The 21,643-nt window shown below is 67.5% G+C and carries 21 protein-coding genes and 1 pseudogene; 17 read left to right on the top strand and 5 right to left on the bottom strand.

Annotation, left to right across the window (positions count from 1 at the left end):
- The first annotated feature begins 60 nt into the window (after positions 1–60).
- The 7 genes from FA740_RS09440 (at position 61) to phoB (ending at position 6,820) form a co-directional block, all read left to right on the top strand.
- Positions 61–567 (top strand): gluconokinase, encoded by a 507-nt coding sequence (locus FA740_RS09440; protein ID WP_136856526.1) that lies wholly within the window; start codon positions 61–63, stop codon positions 565–567.
- Positions 568–774: 207 nt separating this feature from the next.
- Positions 775–1,833: a substrate-binding domain-containing protein gene (locus FA740_RS09435; protein WP_136856525.1), complete on the top strand. Its 1,059-nt coding sequence runs from the start codon at positions 775–777 to the stop codon at positions 1,831–1,833.
- 66 nt (positions 1,834–1,899) lie between these two features.
- Positions 1,900–3,270 carry a phosphate ABC transporter permease subunit PstC gene (gene pstC / locus FA740_RS09430; protein ID WP_136856524.1) on the top strand — a complete coding sequence of 457 codons (1,371 nt, stop codon included), beginning with the start codon at positions 1,900–1,902 and terminating at the stop codon, positions 3,268–3,270.
- Positions 3,271–3,278: 8 nt separating this feature from the next.
- Positions 3,279–4,571, top strand: a complete 1,293-nt coding sequence (gene pstA, locus FA740_RS09425) for a phosphate ABC transporter permease PstA (protein WP_136856523.1) — start codon at positions 3,279–3,281, stop codon at positions 4,569–4,571.
- A gap of 24 nt (positions 4,572–4,595) precedes the next feature.
- A complete protein-coding gene (pstB, locus tag FA740_RS09420; RefSeq protein WP_136856522.1) occupies positions 4,596–5,393 on the top strand; it encodes a phosphate ABC transporter ATP-binding protein PstB in 798 nt (265 codons plus the stop codon).
- A gap of 15 nt (positions 5,394–5,408) precedes the next feature.
- A complete protein-coding gene (gene phoU / locus FA740_RS09415) occupies positions 5,409–6,128 on the top strand; it encodes a phosphate signaling complex protein PhoU (RefSeq protein ID WP_136856521.1) in 720 nt (239 codons plus the stop codon).
- A 2-nt stretch (positions 6,129–6,130) separates the two neighbouring features.
- Positions 6,131–6,820, top strand: coding sequence for a phosphate regulon transcriptional regulator PhoB (gene phoB / locus FA740_RS09410; protein WP_136856520.1), 690 nt, complete (start codon positions 6,131–6,133; stop codon positions 6,818–6,820).
- 7 nt (positions 6,821–6,827) lie between these two features.
- Here phoB and FA740_RS09405 read toward each other — a convergent pair whose 3' ends face one another.
- The 4 genes from FA740_RS09405 to FA740_RS09390 are packed head-to-tail and all read right to left on the bottom strand — an operon-like array spanning position 6,828 to position 10,467.
- On the bottom strand, positions 6,828–7,586 hold the full coding sequence (locus FA740_RS09405) for an SDR family NAD(P)-dependent oxidoreductase (protein ID WP_136856519.1): 759 nt from the start codon (positions 7,584–7,586) through the stop codon (positions 6,828–6,830).
- 19 nt (positions 7,587–7,605) lie between these two features.
- Positions 7,606–8,931 (bottom strand): TRAP transporter large permease, encoded by a 1,326-nt coding sequence (locus FA740_RS09400; protein ID WP_136856518.1) that lies wholly within the window; start codon positions 8,929–8,931, stop codon positions 7,606–7,608.
- Positions 8,924–9,403: a TRAP transporter small permease gene (locus FA740_RS09395; RefSeq protein ID WP_246053558.1), complete on the bottom strand. Its 480-nt coding sequence runs from the start codon at positions 9,401–9,403 to the stop codon at positions 8,924–8,926. Before FA740_RS09395 ends, FA740_RS09400 begins: the two co-directional genes overlap by 8 nt.
- Positions 9,404–9,459: 56 nt before the next feature.
- Positions 9,460–10,467, bottom strand: a complete 1,008-nt coding sequence (locus FA740_RS09390) for a DctP family TRAP transporter solute-binding subunit (RefSeq protein ID WP_246053557.1) — start codon at positions 10,465–10,467, stop codon at positions 9,460–9,462.
- Positions 10,468–10,607: 140 nt separating this feature from the next.
- Between FA740_RS09390 and FA740_RS09385 the strand changes: the two genes are divergently transcribed.
- The 3 genes from FA740_RS09385 to FA740_RS09375 are packed head-to-tail and all read left to right on the top strand — an operon-like array spanning position 10,608 to position 14,160.
- Entirely contained in the window at positions 10,608–11,417 is an 810-nt protein-coding gene (locus tag FA740_RS09385) for an IclR family transcriptional regulator (protein ID WP_211243673.1), read from the top strand.
- Positions 11,414–12,583, top strand: coding sequence for an acetyl-CoA acetyltransferase (locus FA740_RS09380; RefSeq protein WP_136856517.1), 1,170 nt, complete (start codon positions 11,414–11,416; stop codon positions 12,581–12,583). The genes FA740_RS09385 and FA740_RS09380 overlap by 4 nt, the downstream gene beginning before the upstream one ends.
- Complete coding sequence (locus tag FA740_RS09375) at positions 12,580–14,160, top strand: acyl-CoA synthetase (protein WP_136856516.1); 1,581 nt, start codon at positions 12,580–12,582, stop codon at positions 14,158–14,160. Before FA740_RS09380 ends, FA740_RS09375 begins: the two co-directional genes overlap by 4 nt.
- Before the next feature lie 3 nt (positions 14,161–14,163).
- Here FA740_RS09375 and FA740_RS09370 read toward each other — a convergent pair whose 3' ends face one another.
- On the bottom strand, positions 14,164–15,354 hold the full coding sequence (locus tag FA740_RS09370; RefSeq protein ID WP_136856515.1) for a replication initiation protein: 1,191 nt from the start codon (positions 15,352–15,354) through the stop codon (positions 14,164–14,166).
- 517 nt (positions 15,355–15,871) lie between these two features.
- Here FA740_RS09370 and FA740_RS09365 point away from each other — a divergent pair.
- From FA740_RS09365 to FA740_RS09340, 7 genes and pseudogenes are all read left to right on the top strand, one after another.
- A complete protein-coding gene (locus tag FA740_RS09365; RefSeq protein WP_136856626.1) occupies positions 15,872–17,272 on the top strand; it encodes an AAA family ATPase in 1,401 nt (466 codons plus the stop codon).
- On the top strand, positions 17,250–18,359 hold the full coding sequence (locus FA740_RS09360; RefSeq protein WP_136856514.1) for a ParB/RepB/Spo0J family partition protein: 1,110 nt from the start codon (positions 17,250–17,252) through the stop codon (positions 18,357–18,359). The genes FA740_RS09365 and FA740_RS09360 overlap by 23 nt, the downstream gene beginning before the upstream one ends.
- 404 nt (positions 18,360–18,763) lie before the next feature.
- A pseudogene (locus FA740_RS09355) lies at positions 18,764–20,370 on the top strand (ABC transporter ATP-binding protein).
- Positions 20,371–20,571: 201 nt separating this feature from the next.
- A complete protein-coding gene (locus FA740_RS19695) occupies positions 20,572–20,709 on the top strand; it encodes a MarR family transcriptional regulator (protein WP_169306267.1) in 138 nt (45 codons plus the stop codon).
- A gap of 60 nt (positions 20,710–20,769) precedes the next feature.
- Positions 20,770–20,892, top strand: a complete 123-nt coding sequence (locus FA740_RS20345) for a hypothetical protein (protein WP_277355200.1) — start codon at positions 20,770–20,772, stop codon at positions 20,890–20,892.
- Entirely contained in the window at positions 20,889–21,335 is a 447-nt protein-coding gene (locus FA740_RS09345; RefSeq protein WP_136856512.1) for a hypothetical protein, read from the top strand. Before FA740_RS20345 ends, FA740_RS09345 begins: the two co-directional genes overlap by 4 nt.
- A complete protein-coding gene (locus FA740_RS09340) occupies positions 21,302–21,514 on the top strand; it encodes a hypothetical protein (RefSeq protein ID WP_136856511.1) in 213 nt (70 codons plus the stop codon). Before FA740_RS09345 ends, FA740_RS09340 begins: the two co-directional genes overlap by 34 nt.
- The last annotated feature ends 129 nt before the right edge of the window (positions 21,515–21,643 follow it).

Below are 21,643 nucleotides of genomic sequence, written 5' to 3'. Positions count from 1 at the left end.
ATCCGTTGACGACTGATGGCGCGGTCCTCCATGGTCGCGCTGTCATCGAAAGGAGACATCATGACGGCGCGGCCTGTTCTGGTCATGGGCATCTGCGGCACGGGAAAATCGACCGTGGCCCGCGGCATCGCCGAACGCATCGGCGGCACCTTCATCGAGGCGGACCTCTATCACGACGCGTCCAGCGTCGCGCGGATGCGCGCGGGCCAGCCGCTGACCGACGACATGCGGTGGGGCTGGCTGGACCGGCTGGCAGCAGAGGTGACGGCGGCGCCCAACCGCGCGGTGCTGGCCTGTTCGGCCCTCAGCCGCGCGCATCGCGACCGGCTGCGTGCGGGGGCCGGACCGCTGGAGATCGTGTTCCTGCATGGCGACCGCGCGCTGATCGCGGCGCGGATGGCGGCGCGGCACGACCACTACATGCCGCCCAGCCTGATCGACAGCCAGCTGGCGGCGCTGCAACCGCCCGACCCCACCGCCGAAGACGCGCAGTGGGTCGACGTGGCCCTGCCGCCTGCGCAGATCATCGACCGGGCGGTGGCCGCCCTGGCCGCCCCCCTGCCCTAGCGCGGGCCGCCCCCTCCTGATGCCGTCACGGACCAGGGCCACCCTGCCGGGCCCAGGGCCGTGACCCAAGCCGCGCCACCGACACCCACCGACCTTTTCGGCCACCGCGACACCGGGCGTCATGAAGGTGTCACAAAACTGGGGCATAGCCGTCACAAACACTCTGTAAGCGGGTCGGGCAACGATCAACTCCACAGGAGACGGCACATGAAGACCCTCGGCCTCACAGCGACCGCGCTTTCGGTGATCGCCCTTTCGGCGGGCGGCGCCTTCGCTCAGTCGCGCGACCAGATCCGCATCGTCGGTTCCTCGACCGTGTTCCCCTATACCCAGGCCGTGGCCGAGGAGTTCTCGAACCAGACCGGCGCGCCCGCGCCCATCGTCGAATCGACCGGCACCGGCGGCGGCATGCAGATCTTCTGCTCGGGCGTGGGCGAACAGACCCCCGACATCACCGGCGCCTCGCGTGCGATGACCAAGTCGGAATACGACCTCTGCGTCCAGAACGGCGTCACCGACATCACCGAGGCGCTGATCGGTTATGACGGTCTGGTCATGGCCGTCGCCCGCAACAGCGAGGCCGACTGGAACCTGACGCTGGAGCAGGTCTATCTGGCCCTGGCCGCAGAGGTCGTCCAGGACGGCAACCTGGTCGCCAACCCCTACAGCAACTGGTCGGAAATCGACGAATCGCTGCCCGACGTCGCGATCACCGTGATGGGCCCGCCGCCGACCTCGGGCACCCGCGACGCCTTCGTGGAACTGGCCATGCATGCCGGCTGCGAAGAGAACGACGCCGCGATGGCGCTGGCCGAGGCCGCCGAAAAGAAATCGGACTGGGTCAAGGAAAACTGCTCGCGCATGCGCACCGACGGTCCCTTCATCGAGGCCGGCGAGAACGACAACCTGATCGTGCAGCGCCTGAACACCGACCCGAACGCCCTGGGCATCTTCGGCTATTCGTTCCTCTACGAGAACCAGGACACCCTGATCGACGTCAAGCTGAACGACGTTGACGCAGAGATCGAGACCATCGCCTCGGGTGAGTACCCGCTGTCGCGCCCGCTGTTCTTCTACGTCAAGGACGCGCATCGCGGCGTGATCCCGAACCTGCAGGAATTCGTGACCGAATACATGTCCGAGAACGCCCTGGCCCCCACCGGCTATCTGGCCGAGCGCGGCCTGGTCGCGCTGCCCGATGACGAGCGTAGCGAGCTGCAGGCCCGCGTGACCTCGGGCGAGGGTGAATTCTCGGTCGCCGAGTAATCACGACCCCGATGCCTGGTCCGTCCCGCCTGTGCGGGGCGGACCTTTACCGATCAAGAGGGTGCCATGACAGGTCTGGCCTTTGCCGTGCTGCTGAGTGCGGCGCTAGCAGGATACGCAATGAACCGGCGGGCGGCCCTGGCGCTGCGCAACGGCGGAGAGCGGCTGCATTCGCTCGGCTCGTTCCACGGGCTTTACGCGCTGCTGCTGGTGCTGGTGCCGGCCTTTGTCGCGACCATCCTGTGGATCATGCTGGAGGGGTCGGTCATCAACGCGCTGACCCTGTCGGGCCTGCCCGACGGCGTGCTGGCCGGCGCGACCAACCCGCAGCTGATCCTGACCGAGATCCAGTCCATCGCCGGCGGCCGCATCTTCGGCACCCCCGACCCCTGGAAGCTGGAGGCCGCGGATCGCATGGCCTCGCTGCGCGCGACCTCGGGCTGGCTGCTGGTCGCGGTCATCGCGGCGCTGTCGGCGGCGCTGCTCTATGTCTCGCGCCGCCAGGTCACCGCCGATTTCCGCGCCCGTCAGGCGGCCGAGCGGATCGTGATGGGCCTGATGATCACCTGCTCGCTGATCGCGGTCTTCGTGACCATCGGCATCGTGTTTTCGCTGGTCTTCGAATCGGTGCGCTTCTTCCAGATGGTGCCGCTGACCGAATTCCTGTTCGGCACCCGGTGGGAACCGCAGATGCCGATCCGCGCCGATCAGGTCGCGGCCGAAGGCGCCTTCGGCGTGCTGCCGGTGTTTCTGGGCACGCTGGTCATCACCTTCGTCGCCATCGTCATCGCCGTGCCGGTGGGCCTGCTGTCGGCCATCTATCTGAACGAATTCGCCAGCCGCCGCTTTCGCGCGGTGGCCAAGCCCATCCTGGAACTGCTGGCGGGCATCCCGACCGTCGTCTATGGCTTTTTCGCAATCCTGACGGTGGCCCCGGCGCTGCGGGCCTGGGGGGCCGCGCTTGGCATCCCGGTGGCGCCCAACACCGCGCTGGCGGCAGGCAGCGTCATGGCGATCATGTTGATCCCGTTCATCTCGTCCTTTGCCGATGACGCGCTGTCGGCAGTGCCGCGCAGCTTGCGCGACGGGGCCATCGCCCTGGGCGCCACGCGGTCGGAAACGGTGCTGAACGTGCTGTTCCCGGCGGCCATTCCCGGCATCATGGGCGGCGTCCTGCTGGCCGTCAGCCGCGCCATCGGAGAGACGATGATCGTGCTGATGGCGGCCGGACTGATCGCCAAGATGACCATCAACCCGCTGGACAGCGTGACCACCATCACCGTGCAGATCGTGACGCTGCTGATCGGCGACACCGCCTTTGACAGCCCCAAGACGCTGGCGGCCTTTGCCCTGGGCCTGATGCTGTTCATCGTCACCCTGTTCATCAACATCCTCGCGCTGCGCATCGTGCGCAAATACCGCGAACAATACGATTGAGGCGCCCGATGACCGATCTCCCCGACAACGGCCGCGCATCCGACACCGCCTGGTCCTCGGACGCCTTCAAGAACCGCCTGGCCCGCCGCCATCGCAAGGAGCTGGGGCTGAAACTGCTGGGCCTCGGCGCCCTCACCCTGGCCTTCCTGATGCTGGGCATCCTGCTGTGGACGCTGATCTCGGGCGGGGCGCAGGCCTTCCGGCAGACGCATGTGACGCTGGACGTGCCGATCTCGGCGCAGATGGTCGATCCGGCGGACCCGGCGGCGGGCAACTACCGCGGCGTGATCGCCGAGGCGATGCAGGCGACCTTCCCCGACGCCCCGCAGGAGCGGATGCGCGCCCTGTCGGGCATCCTGTCGAACGCCGCGCAGTTCGTGCTGCGCGACCGCGTGGTGGCCGACCCCGAGCTGATCGGCCAGGTCGTGCAGATCCGCGTGCCGACCTCGGACACCTATGACCAGCTGAACAAGGGCAACGTCAACGAGGCCAGCGACGAATCCACCCGCCGCCTGAACGACGAGGACATCCGCGCCTTTCGCCAGCTGGAGGCCGAGGGCCGCATCACCCTGCCCTTCAACTGGGCGCTGTTCACCAATGCCGACAGCCGTTTCCCCGAACTGGCGGGCCTGCGCGGGGCGATCATCGGGTCGTTCTATGCGCTGCTGGTCTGCTTCCTGATTTCGTTCCCCCTGGGGATCGGTGCGGCGATCTACCTTGAGGAATTCGCCCCCAAGAACAAGATCAGCGACATCATCGAGGTGAACATCAACAACCTGGCCGCCGTGCCCTCGGTGGTGTTCGGCCTGCTGGGTCTGGCGGTCTTCCTGAACTGGTTCGGGATGCAGCGGTCGGCGCCTTTCGTGGGCGGGCTGGTGCTGGCGCTGATGACGCTGCCGACCATCATCATCGCGACCCGCGCGGCGCTCAAGGCGGTGCCACCCTCGATCCGCGAGGCCGCTTTGGGGGTCGGCGCATCGAAACAGCAGGTGGTGTTCGGCCATGTCCTGCCGCTGGCCATGCCCGGCATCCTGACCGGCACCATCATCGGCCTGGCCCAGGCCCTGGGCGAGACCGCGCCGCTGCTGCTGATCGGCATGAACGCCTTTGTCACCTCGGCACCCGGCACGCCCTTCGACGCATCAACCGCCCTGCCCACGCAGATCTTCATCTGGGCCGACAGCCCCGAACGGGGGTTCGTGGCGCGCACCTCGGCTGCTATCCTGGTGCTGCTGGGTTTTCTGGTGCTGATGAACGCCATCGCCATCTTTCTGCGCAACAGGTTCGAGCGTCGCTGGTAACCCGGCCCGTCAGGAGACATGACCATGTATGATACCAACCGACCGGAGGCTGCCGTGGGCCAGCAGGACATCAAGATTTCCGCCAGCGACGTGCAGGTGTTCTATGGCCCCAAACAGGCCATCAAGGACCTGAACGTCGAGATCCTGGACAAGACCGTCACCGCCTTCATCGGCCCGTCGGGCTGCGGGAAATCGACCTTTCTGCGCTGCATCAACCGGATGAACGACACCGTCGACACCGCCCGCGTCGAGGGGCGCATCGCCATCGACGGCCAGAACATCTATGACCGCGGCGTGGACCCGGTGCAGCTGCGCGCCAAGGTGGGGATGGTCTTCCAGAAGCCCAACCCCTTCCCGAAATCCATCTATGACAACGTGTCCTACGGCCCCAAGATCCACGGCCTGGCCCGCGACAAGGCCCAGATGGACGAGATCGTCGAGACCGCCCTGCGCGGCGCGGCCCTGTGGAACGAGGTCAAGGACCGCCTGCACGAACCCGGCACCGGCCTGTCGGGCGGCCAGCAGCAGCGCCTGTGCATCGCCCGCGCCGTCGCCACCGCCCCCGAGGTCCTGCTGATGGACGAGCCGTGCAGCGCGCTGGACCCCATCGCCACCAGCCAGGTCGAGGAGCTGATCGAGCAGCTGCGCACCCGCTTTTCGGTGGTGATCGTGACCCATTCGATGCAGCAGGCCGCCCGCGTCAGCCAGAAGACCGCCTTCTTCCACCTGGGCAGCCTGGTGGAATACGGCGACACCAACGACATCTTCACCCGGCCGCGCGACAGCCGGACCGAGGCCTATATCTCGGGCCGCATCGGCTGATCGAAAGGACGTGACATGAACCGCGACAAGCATATCTCCTCGGCCTTCGACCGCGATCTGGAGACGATCCAGGCGATGGTCGTCAAGATGGGCGGCATGGTCGAAGCCGCGATCACCGACGCCTCCACCGCGCTGGACACCCGCGACCAGGAGCTGGCCGATCAGGTCCGCCGCCGCGACCGCGCCATCGACGCGCTGGAGGCCCAGATCAACGAGGAGGCCGCCCGCCTGATCGCGCTGCGCGCCCCCACCGCGACCGATCTGCGCATGGTGCTGGCGGTGATGAAGATCTCGGCCTCGCTGGAGCGGGTCGGCGATTACGCCAAGAACATGGCCAAGCGCACCGAAGTGCTGTCCCAGATGCCGGTCATCACCGGCTCGGGGATGGCGCTGCGCCGGATGAGCCAGGCCGTGAACAAGATGCTGCAGGACGCGCTGGACAGCTATATCCGCCGCGACGCCGAGCTGGCCCAGGACGTCCGCCAGCGCGACCTGGAGGTGGACCAGATGTATAACGCGCTGTTCCGCGAGTTCCTGACCCACATGATGGAGGACCCGCGCAACATCACCCCCTGCATGCACCTGCATTTCATCGCCAAGAACGTCGAGCGCATGGGCGACCACGCGACGTCCATCGCCGAACAGGTCGTCTATCTGGTCACGGGCGACCTGCCCGACGAGGCGCGGCCCAAAAGCAACAGCGTGCCGGTCGTGGCCCCCCTGGGGGAGGGCTGATCATGGCCCGCCAGGCGCCCTGCGTGCTGGTCGTCGAGGATGAGGGCGCCCAACGCGAGGTGCTGCACTACAACCTCGAGGCCGAGGGGTTCGACGTCGTCATGGCCGACAACGGAGAGGACGCGCTGCTGCTGGTCGCCGAGGAACAGCCCGACCTGATCGTGCTGGACTGGATGCTGCCCAAGGTGTCGGGCATCGAGGTCTGCCGCCAGGTCAAGGCCGACCCCTCGACCCGCAACATCCCCATCATCATGCTGTCCGCGCGCAGCGAAGAGGTCGACCGCGTCCGCGGCCTGGAAACCGGCGCCGACGATTACGTCGTCAAACCCTATTCCGTGGTCGAACTGCTGGCCCGCCTGCGCACCCAGCTGCGCCGCACCCGGCCCGCGACGATGGGCGAACGGCTGTCCTATGCCGACATCATCCTGGACGCCGCCGAACACCGGGTGTTCCGCGCGGGCCAGACGCTGCATCTGGGCCCGACCGAATTCCGCCTGCTGTCCACGCTGATGGAGAAACCGGGCCGCGTCTGGACGCGCGAACAGCTGCTGGACCGGGTCTGGGGGCGCGACATCTATGTCGACACCCGCACCATCGACGTCCATGTCGGCCGCCTGCGCAAGGCGCTGATGCGGAACGGCGGCGACGACCCGCTGCGCACGGTGCGCGGCGTGGGATACGCCCTGGGCTGATCGGCCCTCAGTTCCCGGCGCGCAAGGCGGGCAGGCCCACGCCCGTCGCCTCGAACCCGCCATCAGCGGCCAGCACCTGTCCGGTGACATAGGACGCCTGGTCGCTGCACAGAAAGGCGATGGCCTGCGCGATCTCATCCTCGCGGCCATAGCGGTTCAGCGGGATCGCGTCGTGATAGGCCGCGCGGATCGCCGGGCTGTGCACCGCCAGCGCCAGCTTGGTGTCCACCGGGCCGGGGGCCACGCAATTGGCGCGGATGCCCTGCTGGCCCAGTTCCGCCGCCTGCTGCCGCGTCAGGTGGATCACCGCGGCCTTGGATGTGCCATAGGCAACCCGCAGCGTGCTGGCCCTGAGGCCAGAGATCGACGCGACATTCACGATCGCGCCCCCCGTCCGCGCCAGATGCGGGACAGCCGCCTGCGAACACAGGAACACCCCGTCCAGGTTCACCGCCATGATGCGCCGCCAGGTGGCCAGGTCGGTTTCCCCCATCGGGCGGAAATCGGCGATGCCCGCATTGTTGACCAGCGCGTCGATGCGCCCCGACCAGTCGACCGCCTCCGCGATCAGCGCCGCCACCTGATCGGGGTCCGACACGTCGCAGGTGATGGCATGCGCGCCCGGCACGGTGGGCGCCACGCGGTCCAGTTCCTCGGCGTCGATATCGGCCAGCACCACGCGCCAGCCGCGCTCCGACAGCAGGCGGGCGGTGGCCAGGCCGATGCCGCGCGCGGCCCCGGTGATGATGGCGGTCTTGTCGGTCATGGATCGTCCTTTCGGGAATTCATCTCAGCCAGTGGATCAGCCACAGCGACATCTGCGGAAAGGCCGCGACCACGGCCAGACCGGCCAGGGTCGCCACCAGAAACGGCAGCGCGCCCCGCGCCACGCGCTCGATCGGCAGGTGGGCGACATTGGCGGCCACGAACAGGTTCACGCCGACCGGCGGGGTGATCAGCCCGATGGCCAGATTGATCATCACCATGACGCCGAACCAGACCGGGTCCCAGCCCAGTTCGCGCATCACCGGCAGCACGATGGGCAGGGTGATGAACATGACCGTGATCGCGTCCATGAACATGCCCGCGACCAGCAGGATCAGCATGATCACCAGCAGGATCACCCACCCGTTGTCGGACAGGGCCAGCAGGCCGCCGGAATAGGTGCCGACCAGATCCTCGACCGTGATGACCCATCCGAACAGCCCCGCATAGGCCACGATCAGCATGACCGTCGCCGACGACCCCGCCGCATCGGCCAGCGTGTCGTACAGCGCGCGCAGGCTGAGGCTGCGATAGATCAGCCCGCCCACCAACAGCGCATAGACGGTGGCGACAAGGGCGGCCTCGGTGGGCGTGAAGATGCCCGAATAGATCCCGCCCAGGATCACCACCGGCGTCATCAGCCCCCAGAAGCTGTCGCGAAAACTGCGCCACAGCCGCGCGCCATAGGGCAGGCCCGCATAGGGGTCGGGGATCAGCCGCTCCAGCGACCCGCCCGCCCCTTTCGGCGCGATGAAGGGCAGCACGGCCAGCATGGTCAGCCCCATGAACAGCCCCGGAATGATCGCCGCCAGAAACAGCTGCGAGATCGAGACCTCGGCGATGACCCCGAACAGGACCAGCCCGATCGAGGGCGGAATGACGATCGACAGCGCCGCCCCCGCGCAGACCAGCCCGGCGGCATGGGCGCGGGTATAGCCGTCCTCCTCCATGCCCTTGATGATCATCGGGCCGATGGCCGCGACCGATGCCGGACCCGAGCCGCTGACCGCGCCCCAGAACAGGCACACGACCGTGCCCACCACCCCCATGCCGCCGGGCAGTCCCCCCACCAGCACGCGAAAGAACCGGATCATCCGTTCCGCGATGCCGGTCGACCCCATCAGCGCGCCCGCCAGGATGAAGAACGGGATCGCCAGCAGCGAATAGCGCGCGACCCCCGCGGTGATCAGATCGCCCGCCAGTTCCAGCCCGAACCCCATCCGCCACATCGCATACAGCGCCGACAGGCCAAGCGAAAACGCCACCGGCACGCGCAGCGCCAGCAGTGCAAAGAACAGCACGATCATCTGCGTGCCGGGGCCGATCCCCCCTAGGATCTCAGCCATGATCCGCCCCCGCCTGCCGGAATTCGGCCATCGCATGCTGCACGAACCGCCAGGCGATCAGCAGGAAGGCGAACGGCACCGCCGCCTGATAATACCACATCGGAATCCGCAGCGCATAGGAGGTCAGGCCGTTGCGATACAGCACCTGCACCGCCCCCCAGGCCAGCCAGGCCGACACGATCAGCAGCCCCACCGACAGGATCACCGACAGCACCACCACCGCCTGCGCCGCCCGGCGCGGCAGCATCGACACCACCGCGGTGACCGCCAGATGCTGGCCCTGGCGCGCCGCGATGGCCGCGCCGAACACGGTCAGCAGCAGGAACCCGTTGGTCAGCAGCTCCTCGGACGAGGCCAGCGAATAGTTGGTGGCATAGCGCACCACCACATTCGCGAACCCCAGCAGGGTCATGCCCAGAAACAGGACGGCGCAGATCAGCCGCTCGGCCTCGCGCAACAGAAAGGACAGCATCGGCACCTCCGGCGGGGATGGGGGGCGCGCACGCCCCCCGCGTGATTGCGCCTGCGTTACTGGGCCTGCGCGATGGCATCCTGGAAGGACGCGACCAGCTCGGGTCCGACCCGCTCGGCCCATTGATCGAAGGCGGGCTGCGTCGCCTCGCGGAATGCGGCCAGCTCCTCGGGGGTGGGCTCATGGACCTCCATGCCCTTCTCGCGCAGGAAGGCCACGCCGGTCTCGGTCCCCTCGCGGGTGATCTGGCGCTGGTATGCCATCGCCTCGGCCGCGACCTCACGCAGCATGGCCTGGGTCTCGGCGTCGTAAGCGTCGTATTTCGCCTTGGAGATGCCCAGGAAGATCGGGTCATAGGAATAATGCCAGGCCGTCAGGTATTTCTGCACCTCATAGACCTGCTGCGGAATGATCACCGCGCCGATCGGGTTCTCCTGCCCGTCGACGACGCCCTGCTGCAGGGCGGTCAGCGTCTCGGTCCACTGCATCTGCTGGGGGTTGGCGCCAAGCGCGTTCATCACGTCGATATACATCGGGCCTGCGACCCGCATGTTCAGGCCCGCCATGTCGGCGGGGGTGCGGATGGGGCGGGTGTTGTTCGTGACCTCGCGGAACCCGTTCTCGCCCCAGGCCAGAACCTCGATGCCCTTGTCGCGCAGGATGTCGCGCAGCGCCTCGGCCGGGCCGCCATCGGCGGTGGTGGCATCCACCTGAGCGTAGTTCTCGTACATGTAGGGCAGCGAGAACACCGCCATCTCCTGCACCAGCGGCGTCACGTTGATGGCCGATGTCATCACGAAATCCAGCGCGCCCCGGCCCACCATGTCGGCCTGGCGCATCTGGTCGCCGCCCGCCAACTGGGCGTTCGGGAACACGCGCAGCGCCATCTCACCATCGGTGCGCTCGGCCAGCAATTCGCCGAACCGCTCGGCCCCCTTGTGCCAGGTCGTGCCGTCGCCGGTGTTGTGCGACAGGCGCAGCGTCTCGGCCAGCGCGGCCCCCATGCCCATCGCCGACACCAAAGCCGTGGCCAGCGCCAGCCGTCCCCATCCCATCCGTGACATCGCAATCCCCTTCCCTGAAACCTGCCACCCTCCCGTGGCGTCGGTTCATATCATGGTGCGACCCTTTGCGGCATGGCAAGAAAAAACTTGCACGATCCGCGATTCCCTTGCCATCTTGGCCCGAACGACCGGAAATTCGCATGACCCAGCCCGCCCCATCGGTTCATATCATGGACCTGCCCGAGACCGGCACCCAAAGCGTGGACCGGGCGCTGCTGCTGCTGACGCTGATCGGCGCCAGCGGCGACCATGGGGCCACGCTGGCCAGCCTGGTCGCCGGGTCCGGGTTGAACAAGGCGACCGTGCGGCGGCTGGCCTTGGCGCTGATCCGGGCTGGCATGGCCGAACAGGACGCCGCCAGCCGCTATCACCTGGGCGTACAGGTTCAGGTGCTGGGCGCGCAGGCCGCGCGCCGCCCCGGCCTGATGGCGGCGGCGCGCGAAAGCGTGATGCGCCTGGCGCAGGTGACGGGCGATGCGGCGCTGCTGTCGGTGCGGCGCGGCGCCAGCTCCCTGTGCCTGATGCGAGAGGAGGGCAGCCACCCGCTGCGCAGCCACGCGCTGGTCGCGGGCCAGACCCATCCCTTGGGCGTCGGCGCGGGGTCGCTGGCCATGCTGGCCGCCCTGCCCGACGATGAGGGCGCGACCATCCTGCGCGCCATCGCGCCGGTTCTGGCCGAGCGATTTCCCGCCCTGACCCCCGACCGGATGCGCGACCTGATCGCCCGCACCCGCGCCGATGGCGTGGCCCTCAACCCCGGCCTGGTGATCGAGGGGTCCTGGGGCCTGGGCATCGCGCTGCACCATCCCGACGGGCGGCTGGCGGGCGCGCTGTCCATCGCCACGGTCGAGGCGCGGATGCGCCCCGATCGCCTGCCCGACCTGACCCGCCATCTGCGCGCCGAGGCCGCGCAGATCGAATCCCGCCTGAGCAAGGACCAACAGACATGACCGACCCGATGATCGTCGGCTGGAGCCATACGCGGTTCGGCCGATCCGACGCCCCCGACACCTGCGCCCTGATGGCCGAGGCCGTGCCGCAGGCCCTGGACCACGCGGGCATCACGGCAGCCGACGTGGACGGCATCTTCACCGGGGTCTTCAACAACGGCTTTTCGCGCCAGGATTTTCAGGGCGCGCTGGTCGGGATGGCGGTCCCCGCGCTGGCCCATGTCCCCGCCACGCGCTATGAGAACGCCTGCGCCACGGGATCGGCCGCGCTGCATGGCGCGATGGATTTCATCGCCGCGGGCCGGGGCCGCATCGCGCTGGTGGTGGGCGCGGAAAAGATGACCGCCACCCCCACCGCAGAGGTCGGCGACATCCTGCTGGGCGCCAGCTTCCACGCCGAGGAGGCGCAGATCGACGCCGGTTTCGCGGGCCTGTTCGGCCAGATCGCCGCCAGCTATTTCCAGCAGAACGGCGACCGCTCGCAGGAGCTGGCGATGATCGCGGCCAAGAACCACGAAAACGGCATGCGAAACCCCTACGCGCACATGCGCAAGGATCTGGGCGTGGCCTTCTGCAACACCGTGTCGGACCGCAACCCCCGTGTGGCGGGGCCCCTCAGGCGCAGCGACTGCTCGCTGATCTCGGACGGGGCGGCGGTGCTGGTGCTGGCCGATGCGGAGACCGCGCTGACGATGCGCCGCGCCATCGCCTTTCGCGCCCGCGCCCAGGCCAACGACCCGCTGGCCCTGTCGCGCCGCGACATGCTGGCGATGCGCGCCGCCCGCGCCGCCTGGACACAGGCGCTGGACCGCGCGGGCGTGACCCTGGACGACCTGTCCCTGGTCGAGACCCACGACTGCTTCACCATCGCCGAAATGCTGGAATACGAGGCGATGGGCCTGGCCGAACCGGGTCAGGGCCACCGCGTGATCCGCGACGGCGTGACCCATCGCGACGGGCGCCTGCCGGTGAACCTGTCGGGCGGGCTGAAATCCAGGGGCCACCCCATCGGCGCGACCGGCGTGTCGCAGCATGTCATGGCCGCGATGCAGTTGACCGGCGATGCGGGCGACATGCAGCTGCCCGGTGCGACCATGGCGGGCGTCTTCAACATGGGGGGCGCTGCGGTGACGAACTATGTCTCGATCCTGGAGCGGGTGCGATGACCCCCGTCTCTGACCGGGTGATGAACCTGGGCCATTTCCTGACCCAGAACGCCCGCCGCCTGCCCGACGCCCCTGCCCTGATCCATGGCGACCACATCACCACCTGGGCGCAGATGCAGGCCCGCGTCGGCGCGCTGGCCCATGCGCTGATCCACGACCATGGCCTGACCAAGGGCGATCGCGTCCTGGTGCAATCCGCCAACTGCCTGCAGATGCTGGAGACGATGTTCGCCTGCTGGCGCATCGGGGCTGTCTGGGTGCCCGCCAATTTCCGCCTCTCGCCCGACGATCTGGCGTATCTGGCGCAATCCTCGGGCGCGCGCGCCATGTTCTGCGGCGCGCAGTTCCCCGACCATGCCGCCGCCTGCGCGCCCCATATCCCGGCGATCATCCCCATCGGCGCCTCTGACCTTGGTCCCGACCACGACGCGCTGATCGCCCGCCACATGGGCCGGATGCCGCCCGAGGCCGCGATGACCCGCGACGATCCGGCCTGGTTCTTCTACACCTCGGGCACCACGGGCCGCCCCAAGGCCGCGGTGCTGACCCACGGCCAGATGGCCTTTGTCGTGACCAACCACCTCTGCGATCTGATGCCCGGCACCACGGAACAGGACGCCTCGCTGGTGGTGGCGCCGCTGTCGCATGGCGCAGGCATCCACGCCCTGACCCAGATCGCGCGCGGCGTGCCGACCATCCTGCCCACGGGCGACCGCTTTGACGCGGGCCATCTGTGGGCCTTGGTCGAACGCCACCGGGTCAGCAACATGTTCACCGTCCCCACCATCCTGAAACTGCTGGTCGAGGACCCTTCCGTCGCCCGCCACGACCATTCCAGCCTGCGCTATGTCATCTATGCGGGCGCGCCCATGTATCGCGCCGACCAGATCCGCGCGTTGCAGACCCTGGGCCCCGTCCTGGTCCAGTATTTCGGCCTGGGCGAGGTCACCGGCAACATCACCGTCCTGCCGCCTGCGCATCACGCGACCGATGACGCGTCGATGCGCATCGGCACCTGCGGTCTGGCGCGCACCGGCATGCAGGTGCAGGTCCAGGACGACCAGGGCGCCGAACTGCCCCCCGGCCAGACCGGAGAGATCGCCGTCACCGGCCCCGCCGTCTTTGCGGGCTATCACGACAACCCCGACGCCAACGCCAAAGCCTTTCGCGACGGCTGGTTCCTGACCGGCGATCTGGGCCATATGGACGAACAGGGGTTTCTCTATCTGACGGGGCGGTCGTCGGACATGTTCATTTCGGGCGGATCGAACATCCACCCGCGCGAGATCGAGGAAAAGCTGCTGACCCATCCCGACCTGTCCGAGGCCGTGGTCCTGGGCACCCCCGACCCGGTCTGGGGCGAGGCCGGGCTGGCCGTCTGCGTCCCCCGCCCCGGCCATACCCCCGATCCGCAGGCGGTGCTGGACTGGCTGGCGCCGCGCATCGCGGGGTACAAACGGCCCAAACGCCTGATCCTGTGGGACAGCCTGCCGAAATCGGCCTATGGCAAGATCACCCGCCCGATGATCCGCCAGGCGCTGATCGAGCGTGGGGAATGGCCGCAGGCGCCGGGCTGACCCTCAGCGGGCGCCGACCGGCCCTGCGGCATCCGCGAACAGGCCCGGCGACATGTCCTCCCAGAAGGCCGCGATGCGCGCGGCGTTCAGCGGCGACATCCAGCCGTGGCGCTCGAAATCGGCGCGGGCGGCGCGGTCGGTCAGCTGGCTGGCGAACAGCCGCCGGTCGGCATCGCGCTGCGTGGGCGTGCGGGCGCGGATCACCTCCAGGATGCGGCGCAGACGCTCGGCCTGCGGATTCGCGGGCGCGGGTTCCGCCTCGGGCGCGCCGAAATCGCCGTCCAGCGCGGCGCTCAGGTAACCCACCTTGCTGACCACGTTCTGGCGCGCCTCGACGTAATCCAGCTTGGCGGCGACCACCGCATCGCCATGCGCCGACAGCCATTGCCGCGCCAGCCGGTCGCTGACCCCAAGCGCGCGCAGCCGGGCATAGACCGGCCCGTGGCGCGCCCCCTCGCCGTCATCCATGTCCAGGATCGCCAGCTGCGGGTTCTCCTTGATCAGGAACCGGATATGGGTGACCGCCCTGCCCTGCTTCTTGGTCTCGGGCGCCAGGATGATGTTCGAGGTCTTGTTCACCTCGGTCACGGCGGGCTTGATGATCTTGGCGTTCAGCTGCTTGAACACCTCGTAATAGGCCGACCCCTCGACCCCCATCAGGCGGCGGAACAGGTCCAGCGGCCACCAGCCCGTCGATCCGGTCCGCACGAACCGGTAACAATTCTCATACAGCGCCAGCGCGTGCCCCGACGTGAACCGCCGCTGCATGTTCAGGTTGATCAGCGCAAAGACCTTGGGATCGTGCAGCTTCTCGGCCAAGGCCGGGGAATAGGCATATTCGCACACGCCCCCCTTCAGCTTGGCATAGCTCAGCAGGCTGGACACGCCCCATTCCTGCCGCCCCTTGTCATCCAGCATGTCCCATTCGGCCACCGTCTCGACCAGCCCGCGCAGCGACTGTTTCAGCGTGTCCATGTCGTTGCTGTTGTAGCCGATCATCAGGCACAGCGTGCGCGCGTCGATCTGGTGGCTCTGCCGCGACATCAGCGTGTCATAGGCATTCAGCAGCAGCACGTTCGACAGCTTGCGCTGCAGCAGCGTCAGCTTGCCCGACACATGGATGGCGGCCACATGCTTCTTGACCGCACCGCGCCGCAGGGCGCCTGACAGATGTTCGCGGGGTATGTCGTCCATCACCGGGGCCGGCTTCCTTTTTCTTCATGCTGCCCCAAAAGGCACCCGTCGGCAAGCGCCCAAGGGGCACCCCAGCCCGGTTTTCCGCCGTCCCGTAACCGGGCACCTGAACACGGTCCCGTCAGCCAAAGGCACCCACATTCGGGACGACCGGACCGGTTTCAGGGCGTGGGCCTGCCTTTTTCGTCTCTCGTCAGGCCCTTCCCGCAGCTTGGCACCCCTCAAACCGCGAATCGGCACCCCTGCCCCCGCATTCGGGCACCCTTCAGCCCGCTTTCGGGCACCTTTCAACCCGGAAACGGGCACCAGATTGCCTCAAAACCATTGAACCTGAATGATTTTATGGTCCCAAAGATTCTAAAGTTCCTAAACTAAATACAAGCTTTGAGGGTGTCTTTCTGGCTTGGAATGAGGGGTTTCGCCGCGAAACCGGGCATCCGTGATTCCCAACTGCCTTTTGATGTGCGATAGATCAGGGGCTAAGCCTCGCAATATGATACATCACAGCAGGAACATGATGTCAGGCAAAGAGCCGCTTCCGCCCTATTTCAGCATCGACCCGGCCCGTGCCGCCAAGCGGCTGTCGGAACCCATCGGCACCGCCCGATTCGCCAAGGCCGCGGCCTTTGCCGCCCGTGGCCGACAGGATCTGGCCGAGCGGGGCTATGCCCCCGATGGCCGCAAGCGTCTGCGCCGCTTCTCCACCTGGGAAGTCTGCCGCTATCTGATCCCCGTGGCCACCGCCCATTTCCGTCGCGTGCTGCGCAAGCATCCCGACCTGCCCCAGGGCGTTGGTGAGGGCAATTCCAAATGGTTCACTCTCGAGGACGTCCTGCGCCTGCGCGACCATTTCGCCAGCGAAGGCGCGCCCGACCGCGAATACCGCCCCTGGCGCCCCGAGGGCCTGCCCGCCAAGATCCTTGCGGTCGCGAATTTCAAGGGCGGCGTGGGCAAGACCTCGACCGCCGCGCATCTCGCCATGTCCGCGGCGCTGGACGGCTACAAGGTGCTGGTGATCGACCTGGACAGCCAGGGCAGCATGACCTCTATCATGGGCGGTCAGGTGACGGATGAATGGTCGACCGCCTTCCCCCTGCTGGCCAAGGACTATGCCCTGGCCCTGCAGGACGAGAACCGCGTCCGAGAGGCCCGCGGCCAGCCCCCCCTGCCCTTCGACGAGACCCTGACCGAGGCGCTGAACATCGGCGCCCGCGACCTGATCCAGAAGACGCATTGGCCCAATATCGACCTGCTGGGCGCGCAGCTGAACCTCTATTGGGCGGAATTCCAGGTGCCGGTCTGGCGCATGGGTCTGCGCGGCTGGCCCCTGTGGGACGCGCTGTCGAACGGGCTGACCCATGACGGGGTCGTCGATGAATACGATATCATCATCATCGACACCCCCCCTGCCCTGGGCTATCTGACCATTAACGCCTTGGCGGCGGCCGATATTTTGCTGGTCCCCTTGGGCGCGACCTTCCTGGAGTTCGATTCGACGGGCCGGTTCTTTGATATGCTCTATTCGACCTTCGCCAGCGTCGAGGAGGGAGAGAATACCGCCCGCCGCCGCGACGGCCTGCCCGAGATGCGGTTCGAATGGGACGCGGTGCGCGCCATCATCACCCGCTTCGAGGCCGGTCAGCAGACCGATCTGGCCAACGTGATCCAGGCCTATTTCGGCGATTTCATGACCACCTATCGCCAGGAGCTGACCGCCATGGTCGGCCAGGCAGGAGAGCAGGTGAACGGCATCTATGAGGCCGATTACCGAGAGTTCAACCGCGACACCTATGTCCGCGGCCGTGAGACCTTTGACCGGACCTGGGCTGAGGTCAAGGAACTGATCCTGGGCGCCTGGTGGCGCGATCTGCAGATGGAGAAGGAGGAGACGACAGATGGTCAAGCGCCGACGCCTTGAAACCCCCAGCACCGACGACCTGAGCCGGATCGAGGCAGAGTTTCGCAGCGAAACCTTTGATCGGGCGGCCTCGGTCCGGGGCATCGCACCCATCGCGCAGGTCGCCGCCGACAGCGCGTCCCACGTCCAGGCCGAGGGGGCGGAGGCCCGCGCCAACCGCGCCCGGACCGAGGTTGATGCCGCCCGTCTGCACGACGCAGAGACGCGCGGATTGCTGATGGCCGATCTGGCCTTGGAGCAGATCGACGAGGACGCGATGATCCGCGACCGCATGACCATGGGCGAGGCCGAGATGCTGGAGCTGCGCCAGTCGATCGCCGCGCATGGCCTGCGGCTGCCGATCGAGGTGTTCGAGCTGGAGCAGCCGGGCAGGGACGGGCAGCGCTATGGCCTGCTGTCGGGCTATCGGCGGTTGCTGGCCACGCGCGGCCTGCGGGAGCTGACCCAGGCCCCGACTTATGCCACCATCCGGGCGATCATCCGGCCACGGTCGGATACGGGGCAGGCCTTTGTCTCGATGATCGAAGAGAACGAAGTCCGCGAGAACCTGAGCCATTTCGAGAGGGGGCGTATCGCCGTCATCGCGGCCAATCACGGGGCCTTTGCCAATACCGAGGATGCGGTGGACAAGCTGTTCGCGACCGGGTCCAAGGCCAAGCGGTCCAAGATCCGGTCCTTTGCGCTGATCTTTGAGGAGCTGGGCGACATGCTGCAGTTCCCCGAGCAGCTGACCGAACGGCGCGGTCTGCAGCTGGCCACCGCGCTGCGGCAGGGGGCCGAGGCGCAGGTGCGCCAGGCGCTGTCGCGGGCGACGCCGGTGGATGCCGATGAGGAATGGGGGGTGATCGAGCCGGTCATCCGCCTGCAGGAGGCGGGTATCCGCGACCCGGCGCGGGGCGGTCGGCCCAAGCGGGCGGCCTCCAACATGGGCTGGATCGACGACAAGACGCTGCGGACCTCTGGCGGGATCACGATCCGCAGGTCCGCCGATAGCCGGGGGCATGTGCTGCGGCTGGAGGGGTCTGCGCTGACCTCGGAGCTGATGGATAGTCTGATGCTGGAAATCCGCGCGCTGCTGGAGCGCTGAGGTTTCGCTGCGAAACCTTGGGGGGCAGGGGGCTTGTGCCCCTGTCCTCCCTCCATAATTCGCGGAGAGAAAAGTGCGCAAGTCATTGATAAAGCGTACTTAATGATTCCTCCGAGAACTGCGATGCCCGCCGAGCCAGGCTGCGCGTCAATGGGACACCTGCAGTGCTTATGGTGAACACCAGATTGTCGGTTAGCGTCGCCCCCAAGTGTGTCACGCCGTAGGCCGATCAGCTGGTCGTTGCGGGTGAGCATTTCGGTCAGAATGAACGGTTAAACGGGGAAACCGCTGATTAACATCTTTGACAAAAATAATCAGAAGCTTGGTGTGATATCAGTAGGCAGGGCACGGAATACGGACGACAGATCGACCACTTTTCCAAGTGATTAGCCGATTAACCCGCAATGCTGATAGATTTCTTTTTCTTATATCGTCCGTTCCTGGGCCTGTTCTGGTTGGATCTCGACTGTGCGGTCATCTCGGGTCTGCTGGAGCGGGCCTTTCCGCTGGCGGTAACGCTGTTCATCGACCAGCTGCCGCAGGGCGACTGGAGGCTGACGGCGGCGGCCGCCTGCGGGCTGCTGGTGCTGTATGCGGTGAATGCGGGGCTGCTGACGGTGGTGATCTATTGGGGCCACAAGCTGGGCATCAACATCGAGACCGCGATGCGGGAGCGCGCCTTTGACCACCTGACGCGGCTGTCCTGGCGGTGGTACGACCGCGCCCGCACCGGCAAGCTGGTGGCCCGCGTCATCCGCGACTTGGAGGAGATCGGAGAGCTCGCCCATCACGGCCCCGAGGTGCCTTCATCGCGCTGATGACCCTTGCGGGCGCCTTCGGGCTGATGCATTGGATCAACCCGCAGCTGGCGCTGATCGTGGCGACGATCATTCCGGCGATGCTGGCGCTGGTGATCGTCTATGGCGGTCGGATGACGCGGATCTGGCGCGCCACCTATGCGCGGGTGTGCGATTTCAACGTGCGCCTGGTGGAGACTCTGGGCGGCGTCCACGTGGTGCAGGCCTTTGGCAACGAGGCGCATGAGAACCACCAGTTCGCCGCCGACAACGCCCGCTATCGCAGCACCAAGCTAGAGGCCTACAAGGTGATGGCGGTCAGTTCCGCGCTGCAATACATGGGGTTGCGGTTGGGGCAGGTGATCGTGATGGTGGTCGGGGCGGGGTTCGTGCTGACGGGCGATCTGACCACCGGCGGGTTCGTGGGGTTCCTGCTGCTGGTCGGCGTGTTCTATCGCCCGCTGGAGAAGATCGCCGCCGTGATCGAGACCTATCCTCGCGGCATCGCCGGGTTCCGCCGCTATCAGGAGCCGCTTGCCACCGACCCCGAGATCGCCGATGCCCCCGATGCCGTCGCGGCGCCCGCGCTGCGCGGAGAGATCGTGTTCCGGGGCGTGGGCTTTGGCTATGACCCCGACCGCCCGATCGACCTCAGCGTTAGCGCCGGAGAGACGGTGGCCTTTGTCGGCCCGTCGGGCGCGGGCAAGTCCACCCTGCTGGCGCTGCTACCGCGGTTCTAGGAGCCGGGCGCGGGGCGCATTACCATCGACGGGCTGGACCGGCCCACGATGCGCCAGAACATCGCCTATGGCCGCCTGGACGCGACGGAGGCCGAGATCCTGGAGGCCGCGCAGCGCGCGCAGCTGGTGGCCGCGCTGCCCGAGGGGCTGGACACCATCGTGGGCGAGCGCGGCGTGATGCTGTCGGGCGGCCAGACGCAGCGCGTGGCCATCGCGCGGGCGTTCCTCAAGACCCCGCCGATCCTGATCCTGGACGAAGCCACCAGCGCCCTGGACAGCCAGACCGAGCGCGAGATACAGGCCGCGCTGGACGCGCTGTCGGTGGGGCGCACCATACTGGTGATCGCGCACAGGCTGGGCACGATCCGCATTGCCGACCGCATCGTGGTGATGGACCGGGGCCGCATCGCCGAGACGGGCAGCCATGCCGACCTGCTGGCGCGGGGCGGCATCTATGCGCGGCTGGCGGCCTGAGCGGGCGCTGCATTGCGCGATGGGCGAAGAATGCCCGGGCGCGCCTTGATCCCGCTTTGCATGGTCCTTCGCTGGCGAACCAATTCAGGTCGGCGGAACGCCCCAGGACGCAGGACAGTCTTATTCCGGACCGATTGCTGCAGGTCATGCGCGACCTGCGGCGCAGCTGTGACGGGCGCGCGGGCTAGAGGTCTGGCTGACATGTCGCGGGCCACGCTGGCCCGCCATGGCCGCATCACCCAGACCCAGCTTGCCGCCCTGCTGGCGATCGAGCCGCCGACGCCGAAACGTCAGGTCGACGCGCTGGTCGCGGGCGGGTTCTTGGAGCGCCGCTCGTAGCAGGGGGACAAGCGCAAGAACGCACTGGTCCTGACGCCTGCGGGCTGCGACAGCGCCATCGTGGCCTTTCCACGTCAGCTGCGCCACGCGCTGCTGGAGGGGATCGCGCCGGACGATCCGGACCGCGCAGTACGGGTGTTGAACCTGATCGCGCGCACCATCGTCCGGCTGGACCGGCCATGAGCGCGGCCCCGCCCCCCGGGCCAACCGCCGCTGCGGGCGCTGGCCCTGATGGGGCGGTCACGGTCATCGGGCTGGTGCAGGGTCTGCAGCAGGGGTTCGTCAGGACCAGCCTGCCGCAGATCGCAGGCGATCCGGGGGGACCAACCCCGGCGGCGGCCTGGCTGCTGGCGGCCTACGAGATCCCACGCGCGGCCCTGCCCGTGCTGCTGATCAAGCTGCGCACGCAATATGGGCTGCGCCACTTTGCCGAGATGGCCCTCATCCTCTATGCGCTGGTGGCTCTGGCGACGGTCTGGAAGACCGATGACCGATCGGCACTGGTGCTGCAGGCGGAGCTGCGGTCGCGCCGCTGTCCACGCTGTCCACGCTGTCCACGCTGTCCACGCTGTCCACGCTGGCCTTTCTGTCCATGCTGGAGCCGCTGTCGCGACAGGCCAAGATGATCCTGGGCCTGCCGCTGGCGATGGTCGCGCTGATGACCGTGCCGACGCTGGCGCGGGTGGTTAGCCCGGCGCTGATCGGCGATGGCGGGATGGGAACGGCGCACCTGACCGGGCTGGACCTGACGCTGGTATCGCGGATGCTAGCTGTTCAGTCTCGGCATCTGGTGGATCGGATTTAGGGTGAATCTGTCTCGCTCGGATGTCCAGATCTTGCAGATGTATTCGTAAGGCGTGAGGGCCAGCCATGGGCCGCCATCGGTCCGAGGACCATGGCTGGCGAGCGTCTTGAGCCGGCGCGCGAAGTTGTA

It is taken from the genome of Paracoccus hibiscisoli (genome assembly GCF_005048265.1).
Taxonomy (GTDB): domain Bacteria; phylum Pseudomonadota; class Alphaproteobacteria; order Rhodobacterales; family Rhodobacteraceae; genus Paracoccus; species Paracoccus hibiscisoli.
This window is presented reverse-complemented; position numbering and strand designations above follow the sequence as displayed.

Bases quoted from the DNA above. Each gene is read 5' to 3' on its own strand.
- pstB (WP_136856522.1), top strand. From the start codon at position 4,596: ATGTATGATACCAACCGACCGGAGGCTGCCGTGGGCCAGCAGGACATC.
- phoU (WP_136856521.1), top strand. From the start codon at position 5,409: ATGAACCGCGACAAGCATATCTCCTCGGCCTTCGACCGCGATCTGGAG.
- FA740_RS09370 (WP_136856515.1), bottom strand. From the start codon at position 15,354: ATGGACGACATACCCCGCGAACATCTGTCAGGCGCCCTGCGGCGCGGT.
- FA740_RS09405 (WP_136856519.1), bottom strand. From the start codon at position 7,586: ATGACCGACAAGACCGCCATCATCACCGGGGCCGCGCGCGGCATCGGC.
- FA740_RS09440 (WP_136856526.1), top strand. From the start codon at position 61: ATGACGGCGCGGCCTGTTCTGGTCATGGGCATCTGCGGCACGGGAAAA.
- pstC (WP_136856524.1), top strand. From the start codon at position 1,900: ATGACAGGTCTGGCCTTTGCCGTGCTGCTGAGTGCGGCGCTAGCAGGA.
- pstA (WP_136856523.1), top strand. From the start codon at position 3,279: ATGACCGATCTCCCCGACAACGGCCGCGCATCCGACACCGCCTGGTCC.
- FA740_RS09360 (WP_136856514.1), top strand. From the start codon at position 17,250: ATGGTCAAGCGCCGACGCCTTGAAACCCCCAGCACCGACGACCTGAGC.
- FA740_RS19695 (WP_169306267.1), top strand. From the start codon at position 20,572: ATGTCGCGGGCCACGCTGGCCCGCCATGGCCGCATCACCCAGACCCAG.
- FA740_RS09390 (WP_246053557.1), bottom strand. From the start codon at position 10,467: ATGTCACGGATGGGATGGGGACGGCTGGCGCTGGCCACGGCTTTGGTG.
- FA740_RS09395 (WP_246053558.1), bottom strand. From the start codon at position 9,403: ATGCTGTCCTTTCTGTTGCGCGAGGCCGAGCGGCTGATCTGCGCCGTC.
- FA740_RS09365 (WP_136856626.1), top strand. From the start codon at position 15,872: ATGTCAGGCAAAGAGCCGCTTCCGCCCTATTTCAGCATCGACCCGGCC.
- FA740_RS09400 (WP_136856518.1), bottom strand. From the start codon at position 8,931: ATGGCTGAGATCCTAGGGGGGATCGGCCCCGGCACGCAGATGATCGTG.
- phoB (WP_136856520.1), top strand. From the start codon at position 6,131: ATGGCCCGCCAGGCGCCCTGCGTGCTGGTCGTCGAGGATGAGGGCGCC.
- FA740_RS09375 (WP_136856516.1), top strand. From the start codon at position 12,580: ATGACCCCCGTCTCTGACCGGGTGATGAACCTGGGCCATTTCCTGACC.
- FA740_RS09385 (WP_211243673.1), top strand. From the start codon at position 10,608: ATGACCCAGCCCGCCCCATCGGTTCATATCATGGACCTGCCCGAGACC.
- FA740_RS09435 (WP_136856525.1), top strand. From the start codon at position 775: ATGAAGACCCTCGGCCTCACAGCGACCGCGCTTTCGGTGATCGCCCTT.
- FA740_RS09340 (WP_136856511.1), top strand. From the start codon at position 21,302: ATGCTGGAGCCGCTGTCGCGACAGGCCAAGATGATCCTGGGCCTGCCG.
- FA740_RS09345 (WP_136856512.1), top strand. From the start codon at position 20,889: ATGAGCGCGGCCCCGCCCCCCGGGCCAACCGCCGCTGCGGGCGCTGGC.
- FA740_RS09380 (WP_136856517.1), top strand. From the start codon at position 11,414: ATGACCGACCCGATGATCGTCGGCTGGAGCCATACGCGGTTCGGCCGA.